The following is a 15422-nucleotide window of genomic DNA, read 5'->3' as shown; positions in this document are numbered from 1 at the left end:
TTTATTTTCTTCGCCACACCATATATTGACAACTTGCCGCCACCGACCCCAATATGGTGTTGCTTCGGTTCTTTCGATTCCTGTTGAAAGCTAAGAGGGAAACCGGTGAAAAACCGGCGCTGCCCCCGCAACTGTAAGCGGATAGTTTGGCTGAATACGCCACTGAAAGCAAGCTTTTGGGAAGGCCAGTCCGAACATCAATCCGCGAGCCAGGAGACCTGCCGTAAGCAAAGAAAGAGAACCGCGAACGGAGGGTTCGGGGGCGTGTTCAGGGTTCATTTTGCCCGCAGCGTCCTCGGCATTCATTAAAAGGACAGAGGACGACATGAGCATTACCGTATATTCCAAACCCGCATGCGTACAATGCACCGCCACCACCCGAGCGCTGGATGCAAAAGGCATCACCTATGACGTCATCGACCTGACCCAGGACGACAGCGCCATGACCCATGTGACCGAGCTGGGTTATCGTCAGGCTCCTGTCGTTGTGGCGGGCAGTGATCACTGGTCGGGTTTCCGCCCGGACATGATCGCCCAACTGGCCTGACCCATGGCCGCGCCGATTCCGGCGCTGGTCTATTTCTCATCGAAATCCGGAAACACCCACCGCTTTGTCTCGCGGCTGGGCCTGACCTCTTTCCGCATTCCGAACGGGATGGACCCGCTGCCTGACCCCGGACACCCCTATGTGCTGATCAGCCCTACCTATGCCGATGGCGAAGGGCGCGGGGCGGTTCCGAAACAGGTGATCCGGTTTCTGAACGACCCGGACAGACGCACCGGGATCGTTGGGGTGATCGGCACAGGCAACCGCAATTTCGGTGCGACCTACGCTTTGGCCGGTCGCATCATCGCCCAGAAATGCAACGTGCCGCTGCTCTACACATTCGAGCTGGCCGGAACAGAGACCGACATCGCCCGCGTCCGCGCCGGGCTGGAAAAACTAGGGAGACATCTATGCTCGACAGCAGCGTAAACGAGCAGGACTATCACGCGTTGAACGCGATGCTGAACCTCTACGATGGTGAGGGGAAGATCCGGTTCGATGCCGACCGTATGGCCGCGCGGCAGTATTTCCTGCAGCATGTAAATCAGAACACCGTGTTCTTCCACTCGCTGGATGAAAAGCTCGGGTATCTGGTGTCTGAGGGCTACTATGAAGAGGCCGTTCTGGACCAGTATTCCAAGAACTTCATGCGGAAGATCTGGGATGCGGCCTATGCCAAGAAGTTCCGGTTCCCGACCTTTCTGGGCGCGTTCAAATATTACACCTCATATACGCTGAAAACCCGTGACGGGCAGCGGTTCCTGGAACGCTATGAGGACCGCGTCGTCATGACCGCGCTGGCGCTGGCGCGCGGCGATGAGGCGCTGGCCCTATCCTTCATGGAAGAAATCCTCGACGGTCGTTTCCAACCCGCCACGCCCACCTTCCTGAACGCGGGCAAAGCCTCACGCGGGGAGTTGATCTCATGCTTCCTGCTGCGGCTTGAGGACAACATGGAGAGCATCGGTCGCGGCATCAACTCGGCCCTGCAACTGTCCAAACGCGGCGGAGGTGTGGCGCTGCTGCTGACCAACGTCCGCGAGCACGGCGCGCCGATTAAGGGCATCGAGAACCAATCCTCGGGCGTGATCCCGGTGATGAAACTGCTGGAGGACAGCTTCTCCTACGCCAACCAGCTGGGTGCGCGGCAAGGCGCGGGTGCAGTGTATCTGAACGCGCACCACCCAGACATCATGCGCTTCCTCGATACCAAACGCGAAAACGCGGATGAGAAAATCCGTATCAAAACGCTGAGCCTTGGCGTGGTGATCCCCGACATCACTTTCGAGCTGGCGAAGAAAAACGCGGATATGTACCTGTTCTCGCCTCATGACGTAGAAAAGGTCTATTGCGTGCCGTTCTCGGAAATCTCGGTGACGGAGAAGTATCACGAGATGGTCGATGACAAGCGAATCCGCAAATCCAAGGTCAATGCGCGTGAGTTCTTCCAGACCATTGCAGAGATTCAGTTCGAATCCGGTTACCCCTACGTGATGTTCGAAGACACGGTGAACCGGATGAACCCCATTGCGGGCCGGATCAACATGTCGAACCTGTGTTCCGAGATTTTGCAGGTCAATGAAGCTTCCGAGTTCAATGATGACCTCAGCTATTCGCATCTGGGCACGGATATCTCCTGCAACCTCGGCTCGCTGAATATTGCCAAGACGATGGATGGCGGTGATCTGGGCCGTACTGTCGGCGCTGCGATCCGTGCGCTGACGGCGGTGTCCGAGATGTCGGCAATCGACTCGGTGCCGTCGGTACGTCGTGGCAATGATGAAAGCCACGCGATCGGTCTGGGGCAGATGAACCTGCACGGGTTCCTCGCGCGCGAACATATCCACTATGGCTCGCCCGAGGGGGTCGAGTTCACATCCGTGTATTTCGCGGCCATAGCCTATCACGCGATCCGCACCTCCTGCGAACTGGCGCAGGAACGCAAGGCGTCGTTTAAGGGGTTCGAGACCTCCGACTACGCCTCGGGCACATTCTTCGACAAATATACCACCCGTGACTGGCTTCCCGAAAGCGATCGGGTGAAGGCTCTGTTCGACGGCGTGACCCTACCCACAAGCGACGACTGGGCAGAGTTGAAGGCCGATGTGATGAAACACGGCCTCTATAACCGCAACCTTCAGGCGGTGCCGCCCACCGGATCGATCAGCTATATCAACAACTCGACTTCTTCGATTCACCCCATCGTTTCGAAGATCGAAATCCGCAAAGAGGGCAAGATTGGCCGCGTCTATTATCCGGCTGCTTTCATGAACAATGACAATCTCGAATACTACCGCGATGCCTATGAGATCGGCCCCGCGGCGCTGATCGACACCTATGCGGCGGCGACCGAGCATGTGGATCAGGGCCTGTCGCTGACCCTGTTCTTCCCGGCCGAGGCCACGACCCGCGATATCAACCGCGCGCAGATCTACGCGTGGAAGAAAGGCATCAAAACCATCTACTACGTACGTCTGCGCCAGGAAGCCCTTGAAGGGACCGAGGTGCAGGGCTGCGTATCCTGCTCGCTGTAAGGGGAAACGATATGAAAGACACGATCCAAACCAAGATCCCCCGCGCCATCAACTGGAACCGTCTGGAGGATGACAAGGACCTTGAGGTCTGGAACCGCCTGACGGTCAATTTCTGGCTGCCCGAGAAGGTGCCGCTGTCCAACGATATCCAAAGCTGGGCGACGCTGACGGACCATGAAAAGCAGCTGACCATCCGTGTCTTCACAGGCCTGACCCTGTTGGATACGATCCAGAACACGGTCGGTGCCCCTGCCTTGATGCCGGATGCTGTCACTCCGCATGAAGAAGCCGTGCTGACCAACATCGCCTTCATGGAGGCGGTTCACGCGCGCAGCTATTCCTCGATCTTCTCGACGCTCTGTTCGACCAAAGAGATCGACGAGGCGTTCCGCTGGTCCGAAGAAAACCCGCATCTGCAGGCAAAGGCCGAGGCGATCCTGAACACATACGCTCCGGGCAACGATCCGCTGAAACGCAAGATCGCGTCGGTGTTTCTCGAGAGCTTCCTGTTCTATTCCGGGTTCTACCTGCCGATGTACTGGTCCAGCCGCGCCAAGCTAACCAATACCGCCGACCTTATCCGCCTGATCATCCGGGATGAGGCCGTGCATGGCTATTACATCGGCTACAAATTCCAGCGCGGCTACGAGAAGCTCACCGAGGCGGAACAGCAGAAGTTGAAGGACTATGCCTTTGGCTTGATGTTCGAACTTTACGGGATCGAGAACCAGTACACCGAGGAGCTCTATGACGAACTCGGCCTGACCGAGGATGTGAAGGTCTTCCTCCACTACAACGCCAACAAAGCGTTGCAGAACCTCGGGTTCGAGCCCCTGTTCCCACCGGAAGTGTCCGAAGTGAATCCGGCGATCCTAGCTGCCCTCAGCCCGGATAGCGAGAACCACGACTTCTTCTCGGGCTCCGGCTCCTCCTATGTCATTGGCAAGGCGGTTGCGACCGAGGACGAAGACTGGGATTTCTGATGGCAAAGGACACTCTGACCATCGTTCGGGACTGGCACGAAGCCTTTGACGTGCCGGTCGTGGACGCACCCGCAATCCCCGAGACGCGCGCACAGATGCGGTTGGCGATCCTAGAAGAGGAAGTTGCGGAGCTGCGCGCAGCGTTGGAGGATGGCAATCTGGTCGAGGTGCTAGATGCCCTGTGTGACATCCAATACGTGCTGGACGGCACCTTTCTGGAATTCGGCCTACACAGTGTCAAACAAGCTGCGATGGAGGAAGTCCACGCCTCGAACATGTCCAAGCTGGGCGTCGATGGGAAACCGGTTCTGCGCGAAGATGGCAAGGTGCTGAAAGGTCCGGCCTTCCGCCGGCCCGACCTCGCCCGCATCCTTAAGGGTGGCTAACGCCTTCTCGGCTGGGAAGTTTCGCTATCGGTTCAAACGAATAGGGCGGGGAATTCCCCGCCCTTTTTCACGTCAATTGACCTTCGACTGGATCAGCTGCAGTTCAGCGGAACCGCAAAGCCCGAGCTACGATCGGATGAGCCCTTGCTGTAGACATCTCCTGCAGGCAGGCAACCGGTAAAGCGTTCGGTCTCTCTACCAAACGCCGCCCCCACAGAGTTATCGACCCGAGTGCTGTTCGAGCGAGTCCGGACGACTCCGAACAGGGTGCCGTTCACATTCACCGTGCTAAGATACAGGTTCTGACTGCTTCCCGATAGTTCCACTGCGTTTGCAGGCGACTGACCGCCATTTTCAATCGCCACACCGGCAATCTTTTCGATCCCGACCTTGTCGGACAGGACCGAGACAGTCGGCAATTCCGCAAGCTCGGCCGGGACATTGGTCGCTGGCGGTAAGAAGGCGACGGCTCCCGGAACATCGGACACCGTGCGTGGTTCACCATCAATCCCGGTGAACCCGACACCTTGGCGATTGAAGGGGTCTTCACAAGCCGCGAGGGTCAAAACGGCGATTGTCGGTAGCAAGATTTTTTTCATGACGGTCAACATTTTGTGGCGATTTGCTAAACCGTAGCGGTAGCGAGATGCAAAAAGCAAGCCGCGGCAGGTGCGAAGGGGCGCGGCGCTGATGCGTCCCTGCAACGGACCTGTTCCTTTCACATGGCCACACCAACGTACGCGTCACAAAGAAAAAGGGCTCTGACAATTCAGAGCCCTTTTCAAAATGTCCAATTGGAACGGCAGATTACTTAATCTTGCCTTCCTTGTACTCGACATGTTTCCGAACGACCGGGTCGTACTTACGAATGGTCATTTTCTCGGTCATCGTACGCGCGTTTTTCTTGGTCACGTAGAAGTGGCCCGTGCCCGCGGTCGAGTTCAGGCGGATCTTGATTGTCGTCGGCTTCGCCATGGTTATCTCCTGCGTCCGAAAAGGCAGGGCCTTCCGGTTGAATTCCTATGAGCGTGCGCTTTTACTCCGTCGCGCGCCCGAGTCAACCGGATTCCGCAAGTGAGGCGCACAAAAGCTGAGTTGCACGCTTGCACCGGATTTGGCGCGATCACGTTTTCGTGATATGGTCGCTCAATTCCAACGACCCAAAAGTCGGCGCCAAGCCCGGCCTTCGAGGCATCATATCAGGCTCGACCCTAAAACGGCAGATTACGTTTAAGCGTGTTTGGGGGTTAATCATGACAGAATGGAAACTGCAGGCCGAAGAGCTGGCCAATTGTAACTGCAACTTCGGCTGCCCATGCCAGTTCAGTGTTCTACCCACCCATGGCAATTGCGAAGCCGTCGTCGTGTTCGATATTGAATCCGGCCACTATGGCGACACGGATCTTGCCGGTGTGCGTGCAGCGGGCGTGTATCACTGGCCCGGCCCGATCCATGAAGGCAATGGCCAGATGCAGTTGATCATCGACGAAAGCGCCTCTGCCGATCAGCGTGCCGCGTTGCAGGCGATCATGTCCGGCGAAGACACGGATGAAATGGCGACCATGTGGTACGTCTTCAGCGCAATGGCGCCCAAGAAACACGAAACTCTGTACGTTCCGATCGAACTGGACTGGAGCCGCGAGGACCGGACTGGCTATGCGAAAGTGACCGGTGTGTTCGATGTGAAAGTCAGACCGATCCCCAATATCGTGACCGGAGACCCGCATCGTGCGGCGTTCCATCTGCCCAACGGGTTCGAATATCGCACCGCCGAGGCGGCCTCGGGCTCAGCCCAAACCACGGGCGCTGCGATAAGCCTGGCCTTTGATGCGACCCACGCGCATCTGGCGCATCTCAACATCTCAGGACATGGGGTTCTGGGCGCTTAGGAAGGGTGTCCAATGACTGAATCCTCACAACCGAGCCATTTGGTCGATCGGGTGCTTCGGCATGACCGTGGAGTTGTTCTGGTTTGTGTCGCGCTGATCATTCTGGCGGCATCGTGGTACACGATTGCCGGGGTTGGCATGAACATGACCGCTGTGGACATGACCCGGATGGCCCGCCCGATTGGCAACCCGATGCAGATGGCGACCGAGGTACATTGGACGGCGCCTTATGCCGTGCTGATCTTCCTGATGTGGTGGGTGATGATGATCGCGATGATGACGCCCAGCGCCGCCCCCACTGTTCTGCTGTTCATGGCGTTGAAACGGGTCGGGCCGGACAAGGCCAATACGGCGCGGCTGAGCCTGTTTTTTCTGGCCGGCTATCTGGTGGCCTGGGCCTTGTTCAGTGTGCTGGCGACCGGCGCACAATGGCTGCTGGAAGTAGTTGGGCTGTCCGATGGCCCGATGATGACCATCCGCTCTCGGACGGCGGCTGGGTGCGTTATGATCGCAGCGGGGCTGTACCAACTGTCTAGCCTCAAAACTGCCTGCCTGCGCCACTGCCGTAGCCCGGCGCGTTTTCTGGCCGATCACAACAGGCCCTACGCCTATGGCGCATTCCGCACCGGCGCGCTGCACGGAGCTTATTGTCTGGGCTGCTGCTGGGCCCTGATGCTGCTGCTATTCGTGGGCGGCGTAATGAACCTTTATTGGATTGTCGGCGTCGCCATTTACGTCGCGTTGGAGAAACTGATGCCGCGCGCCATGTGGCTGGTGCCTGCAACCGGTGCGACGCTGATCATTCTTGGCGTCTGGCTGGTGGCCGTGCCTTAGCGCGCGCCTCGGATCGGATTTCAGGCCAAAGGACCGGCCCAATCAAAGGTCCCTCAACTTCAGTCAGGAGGCATCCATGCCTATTTTTATCACCTATGCATCCTATTCCCAAAAAGGCGCGAAGGGGATGGTCGGCAAACCATCCGATCGGACGGACGCCGTAAAAGCGCTGTTGAAGAAGGTCGGTACCAAGCTTTTGGCTTTCTACATCACGACGGGGGACAACGACGTGGTTGTCATCAGCGAAGCACCGGATGAGTCGGACGCAGTTGCGGTGGGCATGGCGGTTGCCGCCTCGGGCGCGGTATCCAAGATAGAAACCGTAAGGGCCTGGAAAGCGAAGGACTTCGTGGCGGTTCAGAAAAAGGCTGCGAAACTGGTCGGGGCGTATACTCCCCCCGGCGACTGACAATAGGATACGCGCGGAGAGCCTGTAAGCCGGATCTTGTTCCGGGGTTGCCCCCTTCGATGACCATTCCTCTAGGCCGCGCATTGCTGCGCGGCTCAAGCTGCCAACCCGGTCCCTCTCGGCCAAGACGCGCTTAGCGGTGGTATCGGCAGACGCCGACCATCCCGCGCGGGGACCCTATTTGGCATTGCTCCCGGTGGGGCTTGCCGTGCCGCCGCTGTTGCCAGCGGCGCGGTGGGCTCTTACCCCACCGTTTCACCCTTACCTTTGACCGAAGTCGCAGGCGGTCTGATTTCTGTGGCGCTTTCCGTCGGGTTACCCCGCCCGGGCGTTACCCGGCACCGTTGCCTTGTGGAGTCCGGACTTTCCTCTCGGGTCTTGCGACCCCAGCGGCCATCCGGCCCTCCGCGCAGAGGGGTGGGTATGCTGTGTTCTCGGTCGCGTCAAGAGTGGACGGGACGGAAGAAGAGGCCAGCCCCTACTTGGCCTGCAGCCAATTCATCCCCAGGATATTTTTGGCCAGATGAAGAGCGGATCAGGTTGTGCGTGGGGCCGGGCTGAGTGCCTTGAAATCGGTAAGAGAGAGTGGGCCCGTGCCCCAGGGGCGGTATCGTAGGCGTATGGCAGCCAGAAGCGTCTCGTTCGGGACATCGGCAGTGAAACCTGCGGCGCGGGCCAGTGTGCGGAAGTTGTCGCACGTGATGTCTGCCGGGGCGGTTTGGGTTCCGCGTGCGGCGGCCAAACCCTGACGTTCGAGCCGCTGCCAGTCGAACTTTGATCCGGGGTCGCTTTTTCGGCCGGGGGCCATGTCAGAATGGCCAATCACGCCCTCGGGCGGAATCGCCCAGCGCGACATGATCTGAGGCAGAAGGGTTTCCAGTGTTGCCAATTGCAAATTCGAGAAAGGGTGTGCTCCGGTGTTATCCAGTTCGATCCCGATGGAGCGCGAGTTGATGTCGGTCTGACCATGCCATTCGCCCGCACCGGCGTGCCATGCACGGTCCTCTTCGCGCACCATCTGCCAGAGCGTACCGTCAGAACCGATCAAGTAGTGTGCTGAGACCTCGGCTTGTGGGTCGCAGAGGCGCTCCAGCGCCGCCTGAGCGCTATCCATCGCGGTGTAGTGCAGGACAATCAGCGTCGGCGTCAGGACATCGCGGCGGAGGCCGAAATTCGGCGAAGCGTGCCAGATCGGCGCAGGCTTAGTTGTTGATGGCACTGCGGAACGGGCTCGGGTCCCAGCTGCAGGCATAGCCGTCGCCATCCGGGTCCAGTCCTTTGCGGTCGCGCTGTGGCCCTCCATTTGACAGGAAGGCGATCTGGGCCTGATCTGGCGAGGGGAATTGCGCGCAGTTGCGCTGTGCTTTGGCTTGCAGGTTGAACCCCGCGCGGCTGTAAAGCTGGGTGCCCACCGGGTTGGATGTGCTGATCGCGTATTGCACGATGTTGGGCTGGCCGTCGGTACCACGTTCAGGCACGGCCGTAGGGGCAACCACTTCGTAGGTCTGGCGGTTCTGTTCGATGCGGGCGGCGTCGGATTCGATGCTGCGGCGCTCGGACACGGCTCCGAAATCCTGTTCGTCGGAGATGCCGGTATTGTTGGGCACCGAAGTGACCGTTGGCTGCGTCGAAGTGCTGGCCAAAGCCGCCGCCGTCTGATTGGCAATGTCGGCATTGGCACCGGTCGCAACTGGCAGGTTCGACGCCGAACCCGGTGCACCTAGGGCCTGCTCCGAAACATCTACCGGGGCAAGCAGCGGGTTTACGACGTTCCCCTGCCCGGACAGTTGAGCCTCACGCTGCGCTTGATACTCGGGCGTGTTGAAATCGGTTCCGCCAATCGGTGTGACCGTATCACAGGCGGCGATCAGCGAGATCGCCGCGATAAGAGGCAAAGAGCGCATGCTGCGCCTCCGTGTCTGATGTCTTTCAGGCCCGAGGCTTACCACCATTTCGACGGTTTTGCCACAAAACCAGCGGCGTTTTCCAACGCATAGGCGGTATTGAGCAGATCGCCCTCGTCCCAGGGCCGACCGATCAGTTGCAGACCCAGTGGCAGCCCTTGTTTATCGAGCCCTGCAGGCACCGAAATCCCCGGCAGGCCGGCAAGGTTCACAGTCACGGTGAAGACGTCGTTCAAGTACATTTGAACGGGATCGGCCTCGGTCATCTCGCCCAGACCGAAGGATGCGGACGGGGTGGCCGGGGTCAGAATCGCGTCGACGCCTGCTGCGAAGACATCCTCGAAGTCCTTCTTGATCAGAGTACGGACCTTGCGGGCGCGGTTGTAGTAGGCGTCGTAGAAGCCCGCCGACAGCACATAGGTGCCGACCATCACGCGGCGCTGCACCTCGTGACCGAAGCCCTCGGCACGGGTCTTCTCGTACATTTCGGTGATGCCGTCGCCCTGCGACAGCTGCGCGCGGCGGCCATAGCGCACGCCATCATAGCGGGCGAGGTTCGAGGACGCCTCAGCAGGCGCAATCACATAGTACGCAGGCAGCGCGTATTTGGTGTGTGGCAGCGAGATATCGACGATCTCGGCGCCCGCGTCTTTCAGCATCGCGGCGCCATCGGCCCAGAGCTTTTCGATCTCGGCAGGCATACCGTCCATGCGGTATTCTTTCGGGATACCGATCTTCTTGCCTTTGATGTCACCGGTCAGCATCGCCTCGAAATTCGGGACGGCCAGTTCGGTGCTGGTGGAGTCCTTCGGGTCATGACCACACATGGTTTCCAGCATAATCGCCGCGTCACGCACGTTCTTGGTCATCGGACCGGCCTGATCCAGCGAAGAGGCAAAGGCCACGATTCCCCAGCGGGAGCAACGGCCATAGGTCGGCTTGATACCGGTGATGCCAACAAAAGCGGCAGGCTGACGGATCGAACCGCCTGTATCGGTGCCGGTCGCGGCCAGACACAGGTCCGCCGCCACAGCAGACGCCGAACCACCCGACGAACCGCCTGGTGTCAACTGCGCATCATCATTCCCGCGACGCCACGGGCTGACCGCGTTGCCGTAGACCGAGGTTTCGTTGGACGAGCCCATGGCGAATTCGTCCATGTTTAGTTTGCCCAGCATAACAGCACCAGCATCGGCCAGTTGCTGAGATACGGTGGATTCGTATTCGGGCTTGAAGCCTTCCAGAATTTTGGATGCCGCCTGCGAAGGCACACCCTTGGTGCAGAACAGGTCCTTGATGCCGATCGGCAGACCGCACATCGACGGCGCGTCGCCGCCCTTGATCCGCTCATCCGCAGCCTTGGCGCGCTCCAGCGCGATCTCGGGCGTTTTGTGGACAAAAGCGTTCAGCGCGTCAGCGTCATCAATGGCCTTCAGGCAGGATTCGGTCAGCTCGACCGAGGTCACGTCACCCTTGCGCAGCGCATCGCGGGCCTCGGCCAGGCCCAGTTTGTTCAGATCGCTCATGTCTTACTCCACCACTTTGGGGACTGCGAAAAAGCCCTCGCGGGCGTCGGGGGCGTTGGCCAGAACCTTGTCCTGCTGGTTTCCGTCGGTGACCACATCCTCACGACGTTTCAGGCGCATCGGCTCGACCGAGACCATCGGCTCGACACCTTCGACATCCACTTCGTTCAGTTGCTCGATGAACCCAAGGATGGTGTTGAATTCGGACGCCAGCGCGGGCAGCGCGTCATCCTCGACCTTGATCCGGGCCAGTTTGGCCACCTTGGCGGCGGTGCTTTGGTCAATCGACATCGGAAAACCTCATATGCGTTAGGGGGCATTTACCCGTCCAGGGTCCGGGTCGCAAGAGCGCGATAGGGTCTGCCCTGGCATCATCTGACATGGCCTCTTTTCCATTTTGCATACCTCTCATGCAAAAAAGTAAACTGTTTAGTTCATTTTTACTCTTGAAAAACTGAACTAAACAGTTCATTTCTATTCCACGGCACAGCCAAAACCCGGAGTAGAGACATGAAAACCTTCCTGATTGCATTTGTAGTGGCCACCACTGTTGTAGCGTCGCAAGCACAGGCTTTTGGCCCGACAATGAATACCCTGACACCTGATCTGACCTTCCCCACACCTGCCCCCGAGGTTGTCAGCCAGGATCAGGTCAAGACGAACAAGTGATAGACCCCCTGCCCCGGGTCGGGTCATAACTGCCCGGCCCGGACGGCAACAATTGACTGCTGCTCTTTTCGACGCGACCCGCTACGGTAGACCGAGTGATGCGTCGAACCGTAAGTTTGGTTCGGCAAGAACCAACGGAGCAGAAGATGAGCGCGCGTAAGCAAGCCGTTCTGGACGCGATTGATGCGGCCAACAGGCAAGACCCCAACATCGAAGACGGCCAACCGGTCGAGCTGATCTATGGCCAGCGCATGAGCACCGAGATGGACAGGTTGTTCCCTGACGCCTCGGACATGTTGCAGATTGCCGCGCGCGGGCAGCATGTCGAACGCTGGAAGCTGGCGCGCAGTGAATATCCCGAAGGCCGCGCCGGATATCTGGCATGGCGCAAAGCGCAGGGCGTCCATCACGCCGAGGTTGTCATGGGCCTGATGCAGCAGGCCGGATACGACGCGGATGACATCGACGCGACCGGTCGCATGCTACGCAAGCAAGGCATCAAGCGCGATGATGAGGTTCAGGCGCTTGAGGATGTCATCTGCTTTGTGTTCCTGAAATGGTATTTCGCGCCTTTCGCCGCAAAACACTCGGCCGAAAAGATTCAGAGCATTGTCGAAAAGACAGCCCGGAAGATGTCAGCCGAGGGCCGCGCGCGGGTTCTGCAAGAGTTCGATCTGCCCGAAAACCTGGCCGCGGCCTTTCAGGACTGAGACGCACGGGTCATGTGCCTGCGATAGACCTCGATCATCCAGCCCAGCATGGTGGCGTTCAGGATGTGCCACATGAAATGCGTGCCCAGCGGGAGTTGCATACAGAGTGGTTCATCCAAAGCGCGGAAGGTGATCGAGGCGATCAGGATAAACGCGCCAATCGCTAGCCCTCGTGCCGTTTCCGGCGTGCGATTGCGTAGCAGAAACGCATAGATCAGAATCAGCAGCGGCACCGGAGCGTATGCGGCGGACCCTCCTAACCCCGGAACCAGTTGAAACAGCGGCAGGGTCGCGGCGGCATAGGGAATGAAAAGCGCGGTCACCATCGCGGCGGGCAGAGGACGCATCCGCCAGACGTCCCGATTGATCGCAAAGATATAGATCAGAATATACAGAAGGATCGGCGCGACATCGGCCAACGCTGCCCAGACCTGCGCGTGGGTGTGAAACAGATAGCTGCCGATCCCGATCGCGGCGAGAATCACAACCAGCAGCATGGCCAGAGGCATCCCCTGCCCGCGCACCCTGCGCCACATGATGAAAGCCGCGATCAGAAACGCAGCGTTGGTCACCGCGTTGATCGGCTCGGCCCAATAGGCGGGGGTAAGGCGTTCGCAATACCCATCAATTTCCTGAAACCAATCCATGAACTTTTACATAACGGATGCTAGTGTGATGCCAATAGGCATCGCAGGAGGATTTCTCATGAACATCATTTGGTTGGGCCATGGCAGCTTTCGCATTGAAACCGAAGGTCAGGTGCTGCTGGTCGACCCTTGGCTGACCGGCAACCCGTCACTGCCCGAGGATCAGCATGATGCAGCCGTCGAAGGTGCCACGCATATCCTTCTGACCCACACGCATTTCGACCATGTCGTCGACATCCTGCCTTTGGCCAAACACCTGAAGGTGCCGGTGGTCGGTCAGTACGACCTCATGGGTTATTGGGCCGAGGCCGAAGGGATCGAGACCATCGGCTTCAACAAAGGCGGAACTGTCAATCTGAACGGCATCAAGGTCACGATGGTGCCTGCCTCGCACAGCTCGACCTTCTCGACCCCGGACGGGCTGCGCACCGGCGGCAGTGAGGTCGGATTCATGATCGCAGCCGAGGGGCGTACGCTCTATGTCTCCGGTGATACCGATGTCATGGCGGATATGGATTGGATGGGGGATTACTACAAACCCGATATCGGCATACTGTCGGCGGGCGGACATTTCACAATGGATATGAAAGCCACCGCCTATGCCGCCAAGCGGTACTTCGATTTCAAAACGGTGATTCCCTGCCACTACAGAACTTTCCCCATACTTGAGCAATCCGCGCAGACTCTGATCGACGGCCTGCCCGGTGTGGACGTGATCGAGCCTGAAGTCATGAAAGCGATCGCCCTCTGATGCCGGCGTCAGATTTTAGCGCGCAGGAATACGCGGATCGTCTGAGCAAGACCCGCGCGGCGATGAACGCGCGCGGGATTGAGACTCTGCTGGTCACCGACCCATCCAACATGGCCTGGCTTACCGGGTATGACGGCTGGAGCTTCTACGTCCCGCAGATGGTGATCCTGCCTGCACAAGGCGCGCCGCTTTGGTGGGGGCGCACGCAGGACAAGGCCGGCGCCGCGCAGACCACGTGGCTTGATCCGTCGGACCTGCTGGACTGGCCGGAAGAACACGTCCAACACCCCGATCACCATCCCGTCGACGCTTTGGTTCTCGCGCTGCGCGACCGGGACTGGACCCGAGGGCTGGGCGTCGAGATGGACAATTACTACTACTCCGCCGCAAGCCATCTTATTCTTGAACGCGCCTTCGGCGAAACGATCGACGCCACGGGTCTGGTGAACTGGCAGCGTGCGGTCAAAAGCGATGCTGAGATCGACATGATGCGCAAGGCGGGCCAGTTGACCGCGCATATGCATGGGGTGCTGCGCGAGGCATTTCGCGAAGGCCTACCCAAGAACCAACTGGTCGCCCAAGTGCAGGCCGCAGGCATTGCAGGCCTGCCCGGTTTGGCGGGTGATTACCCGGCGATTGTACCGATTGCACCCTCGGGGCGTGAGGCCTCGGCTTCGCATATCACCTGGAATGACAGGCCTTTGGCGCGAGGAGAGGCCACCTATTTCGAGATCTCCGGCTGCTACCGGCGCTACCACTGTCCCGCCAGCCGCAGCCTGTTTCTGGGCGATCCACCGGATGACATCCGCCGGGCCGAAGCGGCGGTTCTGACGGCGATTGAGGCCACTTTGGCAACCGCCCGCCCCGGCACCACATGCGAGGAAATCGCCACTTGCGTCTACGACAGTTTCGCCCGCGCCGGATATGAAAAGGCCAACCGCACCGGCTATCCCATCGGCCTCAGCTACCCGCCCGACTGGGGAGAGCGCACGATGAGCCTGCGTCCCGGCGACACCACGGCATTGCAGGAAAACATGACGTTTCACTTGATGCCAGGACTGTGGACTCCGGACTGGGGGCTGGCGATAACCGAGAGCTTTGTGGTGACGCCGGAGGGCGGCCAACCGCTGGCCGATATCCCGCGTGAGATGGTAGTTAAATCCTAATCGCGTTGGCTCGCGAAAAAGCGCCTGAGCAGGTCGGCAGCTTCGTCAGCGGCGATGCCATCATAAACCTCAGGCTTGTGATGAGCCTGCGGGTGCGCAAACACCCGTGCGCCATGCGCGACGCCACCGGATTTCGGATCGGACGCGCCGTAGTAGAGGCGGCGGATGCGTGCTGCGGCCAAAGCCGCTGCGCACATCGCGCAAGGCTCTAGCGTCACATAAAGGTCATGACCGGGCAGCCTTTCCGAGCCTGCCTCGGCACATGCAGCGCGCAGCGCCAGGATCTCCGCATGAGCGGTCGGGTCGTTCAGCTCTCGCGTGCGATTCCCGGCAGAGGCAACGACCCGGCCATCAGGCGCGACGATCACCGCGCCGACGGGAACCTCTCCCCGTTCGGCGGCCGCGCGGGCCTCGGCCAGTGCCTTGTCCATATGTGATTTGAACACCATGCCCCTGACTGCCTCAGA

The 15422-nt window shown here is 59.4% G+C and carries 20 protein-coding genes, 1 other RNA gene and 1 riboswitch; of the genes, 12 read left to right on the top strand and 9 right to left on the bottom strand.

Features of this window, described 5'->3' with window-relative positions; translation table 11 throughout:
* Nucleotides 1-48: 48 nt before the first annotated feature.
* Nucleotides 49-240, top strand: a riboswitch (cobalamin riboswitch).
* Between the two features lie 85 nt (nt 241-325).
* Genes nrdH through ACR0AI_RS12075 form a run of 5 tightly spaced genes read left to right on the top strand, consistent with a single transcriptional unit; the run spans nt 326 to nt 4450 of the window.
* On the top strand, nt 326-547 hold the full coding sequence (gene nrdH, locus ACR0AI_RS12095) for a glutaredoxin-like protein NrdH (protein ID WP_170374861.1): 222 nt from the start codon (nt 326-328) through the stop codon (nt 545-547).
* A 15-nt stretch (nt 548-562) separates the two neighbouring features.
* The gene (gene nrdI / locus ACR0AI_RS12090) at nt 563-976 is read left to right on the top strand and encodes a class Ib ribonucleoside-diphosphate reductase assembly flavoprotein NrdI (protein ID WP_480674667.1); all 414 of its coding nucleotides are present in this window, start codon (nt 563-565) and stop codon (nt 974-976) included.
* Complete coding sequence (nrdE, locus tag ACR0AI_RS12085) at nt 958-3081, top strand: class 1b ribonucleoside-diphosphate reductase subunit alpha (RefSeq protein WP_480674588.1); 2124 nt, start codon at nt 958-960, stop codon at nt 3079-3081. Before nrdI ends, nrdE begins: the two co-directional genes overlap by 19 nt.
* Nucleotides 3082-3092: 11 nt before the next feature.
* On the top strand, nt 3093-4064 hold the full coding sequence (gene nrdF / locus ACR0AI_RS12080; protein WP_480674589.1) for a class 1b ribonucleoside-diphosphate reductase subunit beta: 972 nt from the start codon (nt 3093-3095) through the stop codon (nt 4062-4064).
* Complete coding sequence (locus ACR0AI_RS12075) at nt 4064-4450, top strand: pyrophosphohydrolase domain-containing protein (RefSeq protein WP_480674591.1); 387 nt, start codon at nt 4064-4066, stop codon at nt 4448-4450. The genes nrdF and ACR0AI_RS12075 overlap by 1 nt, the downstream gene beginning before the upstream one ends.
* 92 nt (nt 4451-4542) lie before the next feature.
* On the opposite strand, the gene ACR0AI_RS12070 is transcribed toward ACR0AI_RS12075, so the two are convergent.
* On the bottom strand, nt 4543-5049 hold the full coding sequence (locus ACR0AI_RS12070) for a hypothetical protein (RefSeq protein WP_480674593.1): 507 nt from the start codon (nt 5047-5049) through the stop codon (nt 4543-4545).
* A 208-nt stretch (nt 5050-5257) separates the two neighbouring features.
* A complete protein-coding gene (gene rpmG / locus ACR0AI_RS12065; RefSeq protein WP_037309480.1) occupies nt 5258-5425 on the bottom strand; it encodes a 50S ribosomal protein L33 in 168 nt (55 codons plus the stop codon).
* Between the two features lie 278 nt (nt 5426-5703).
* Here rpmG and ACR0AI_RS12060 point away from each other — a divergent pair, with 278 nt between their 5' ends.
* From ACR0AI_RS12060 to ACR0AI_RS12050, 3 genes are all read left to right on the top strand, one after another.
* Nucleotides 5704-6339 carry a DUF1326 domain-containing protein gene (locus ACR0AI_RS12060; RefSeq protein ID WP_170643081.1) on the top strand — a complete coding sequence of 212 codons (636 nt, stop codon included), beginning with the start codon at nt 5704-5706 and terminating at the stop codon, nt 6337-6339.
* Nucleotides 6340-6351: 12 nt separating this feature from the next.
* Nucleotides 6352-7173, top strand: a complete 822-nt coding sequence (locus ACR0AI_RS12055) for a DUF2182 domain-containing protein (protein ID WP_480674595.1) — start codon at nt 6352-6354, stop codon at nt 7171-7173.
* A 76-nt stretch (nt 7174-7249) separates the two neighbouring features.
* Nucleotides 7250-7582, top strand: a complete 333-nt coding sequence (locus tag ACR0AI_RS12050; protein ID WP_480674597.1) for a GYD domain-containing protein — start codon at nt 7250-7252, stop codon at nt 7580-7582.
* Nucleotides 7583-7591: 9 nt separating this feature from the next.
* Here ACR0AI_RS12050 and rnpB read toward each other — a convergent pair.
* From rnpB to gatC, 5 genes are all read right to left on the bottom strand, one after another.
* An RNA gene (rnpB, locus tag ACR0AI_RS12045) (RNase P RNA component class A) lies at nt 7592-7991 on the bottom strand.
* 126 nt (nt 7992-8117) lie between these two features.
* Nucleotides 8118-8834 (bottom strand): N-acetylmuramoyl-L-alanine amidase, encoded by a 717-nt coding sequence (locus tag ACR0AI_RS12040; protein WP_480674669.1) that lies wholly within the window; start codon nt 8832-8834, stop codon nt 8118-8120.
* Nucleotides 8785-9486 carry a hypothetical protein gene (locus tag ACR0AI_RS12035; RefSeq protein ID WP_480674599.1) on the bottom strand — a complete coding sequence of 234 codons (702 nt, stop codon included), beginning with the start codon at nt 9484-9486 and terminating at the stop codon, nt 8785-8787. The genes ACR0AI_RS12040 and ACR0AI_RS12035 overlap by 50 nt, the downstream gene beginning before the upstream one ends.
* A gap of 38 nt (nt 9487-9524) precedes the next feature.
* On the bottom strand, nt 9525-11012 hold the full coding sequence (gene gatA, locus ACR0AI_RS12030; RefSeq protein ID WP_480674601.1) for an Asp-tRNA(Asn)/Glu-tRNA(Gln) amidotransferase subunit GatA: 1488 nt from the start codon (nt 11010-11012) through the stop codon (nt 9525-9527).
* Between the two features lie 3 nt (nt 11013-11015).
* Nucleotides 11016-11303 carry an Asp-tRNA(Asn)/Glu-tRNA(Gln) amidotransferase subunit GatC gene (gene gatC / locus ACR0AI_RS12025; protein WP_170325838.1) on the bottom strand — a complete coding sequence of 96 codons (288 nt, stop codon included), beginning with the start codon at nt 11301-11303 and terminating at the stop codon, nt 11016-11018.
* A gap of 219 nt (nt 11304-11522) precedes the next feature.
* Here gatC and ACR0AI_RS12020 point away from each other — a divergent pair, with 219 nt between their 5' ends.
* Nucleotides 11523-11681, top strand: a complete 159-nt coding sequence (locus ACR0AI_RS12020; RefSeq protein WP_170664811.1) for a hypothetical protein — start codon at nt 11523-11525, stop codon at nt 11679-11681.
* 146 nt (nt 11682-11827) lie between these two features.
* The gene (locus ACR0AI_RS12015; RefSeq protein WP_480674603.1) at nt 11828-12391 is read left to right on the top strand and encodes a DUF4202 domain-containing protein; all 564 of its coding nucleotides are present in this window, start codon (nt 11828-11830) and stop codon (nt 12389-12391) included.
* Here the strand turns inward: ACR0AI_RS12015 and ACR0AI_RS12010 are convergent.
* Entirely contained in the window at nt 12382-13038 is a 657-nt protein-coding gene (locus tag ACR0AI_RS12010) for a ceramidase domain-containing protein (protein ID WP_480674605.1), read from the bottom strand. The genes ACR0AI_RS12015 and ACR0AI_RS12010 overlap by 10 nt on opposite strands.
* 58 nt (nt 13039-13096) lie before the next feature.
* On the opposite strand from ACR0AI_RS12010, the gene ACR0AI_RS12005 reads away from it, so the two are divergent.
* Both ACR0AI_RS12005 and ACR0AI_RS12000 read left to right on the top strand, forming a co-directional pair.
* Nucleotides 13097-13789, top strand: coding sequence for a metal-dependent hydrolase (locus ACR0AI_RS12005; RefSeq protein WP_480674607.1), 693 nt, complete (start codon nt 13097-13099; stop codon nt 13787-13789).
* Nucleotides 13789-14955 (top strand): M24 family metallopeptidase, encoded by a 1167-nt coding sequence (locus tag ACR0AI_RS12000; RefSeq protein ID WP_480674609.1) that lies wholly within the window; start codon nt 13789-13791, stop codon nt 14953-14955. The genes ACR0AI_RS12005 and ACR0AI_RS12000 overlap by 1 nt, the downstream gene beginning before the upstream one ends.
* Here the strand turns inward: ACR0AI_RS12000 and ACR0AI_RS11995 are convergent.
* Nucleotides 14952-15404, bottom strand: coding sequence for a nucleoside deaminase (locus tag ACR0AI_RS11995; RefSeq protein ID WP_480674611.1), 453 nt, complete (start codon nt 15402-15404; stop codon nt 14952-14954). The two genes, ACR0AI_RS12000 and ACR0AI_RS11995, sit on opposite strands and share 4 nt — an antisense overlap.
* Nucleotides 15405-15422 lie beyond the last annotated feature (18 nt).

The organism is Ruegeria sp. BG3 (assembly GCF_056538485.1).
The sequence above is the reverse complement of the archived record's forward strand: the minus strand, read 5'-3'. Positions and strand labels throughout refer to the sequence as shown.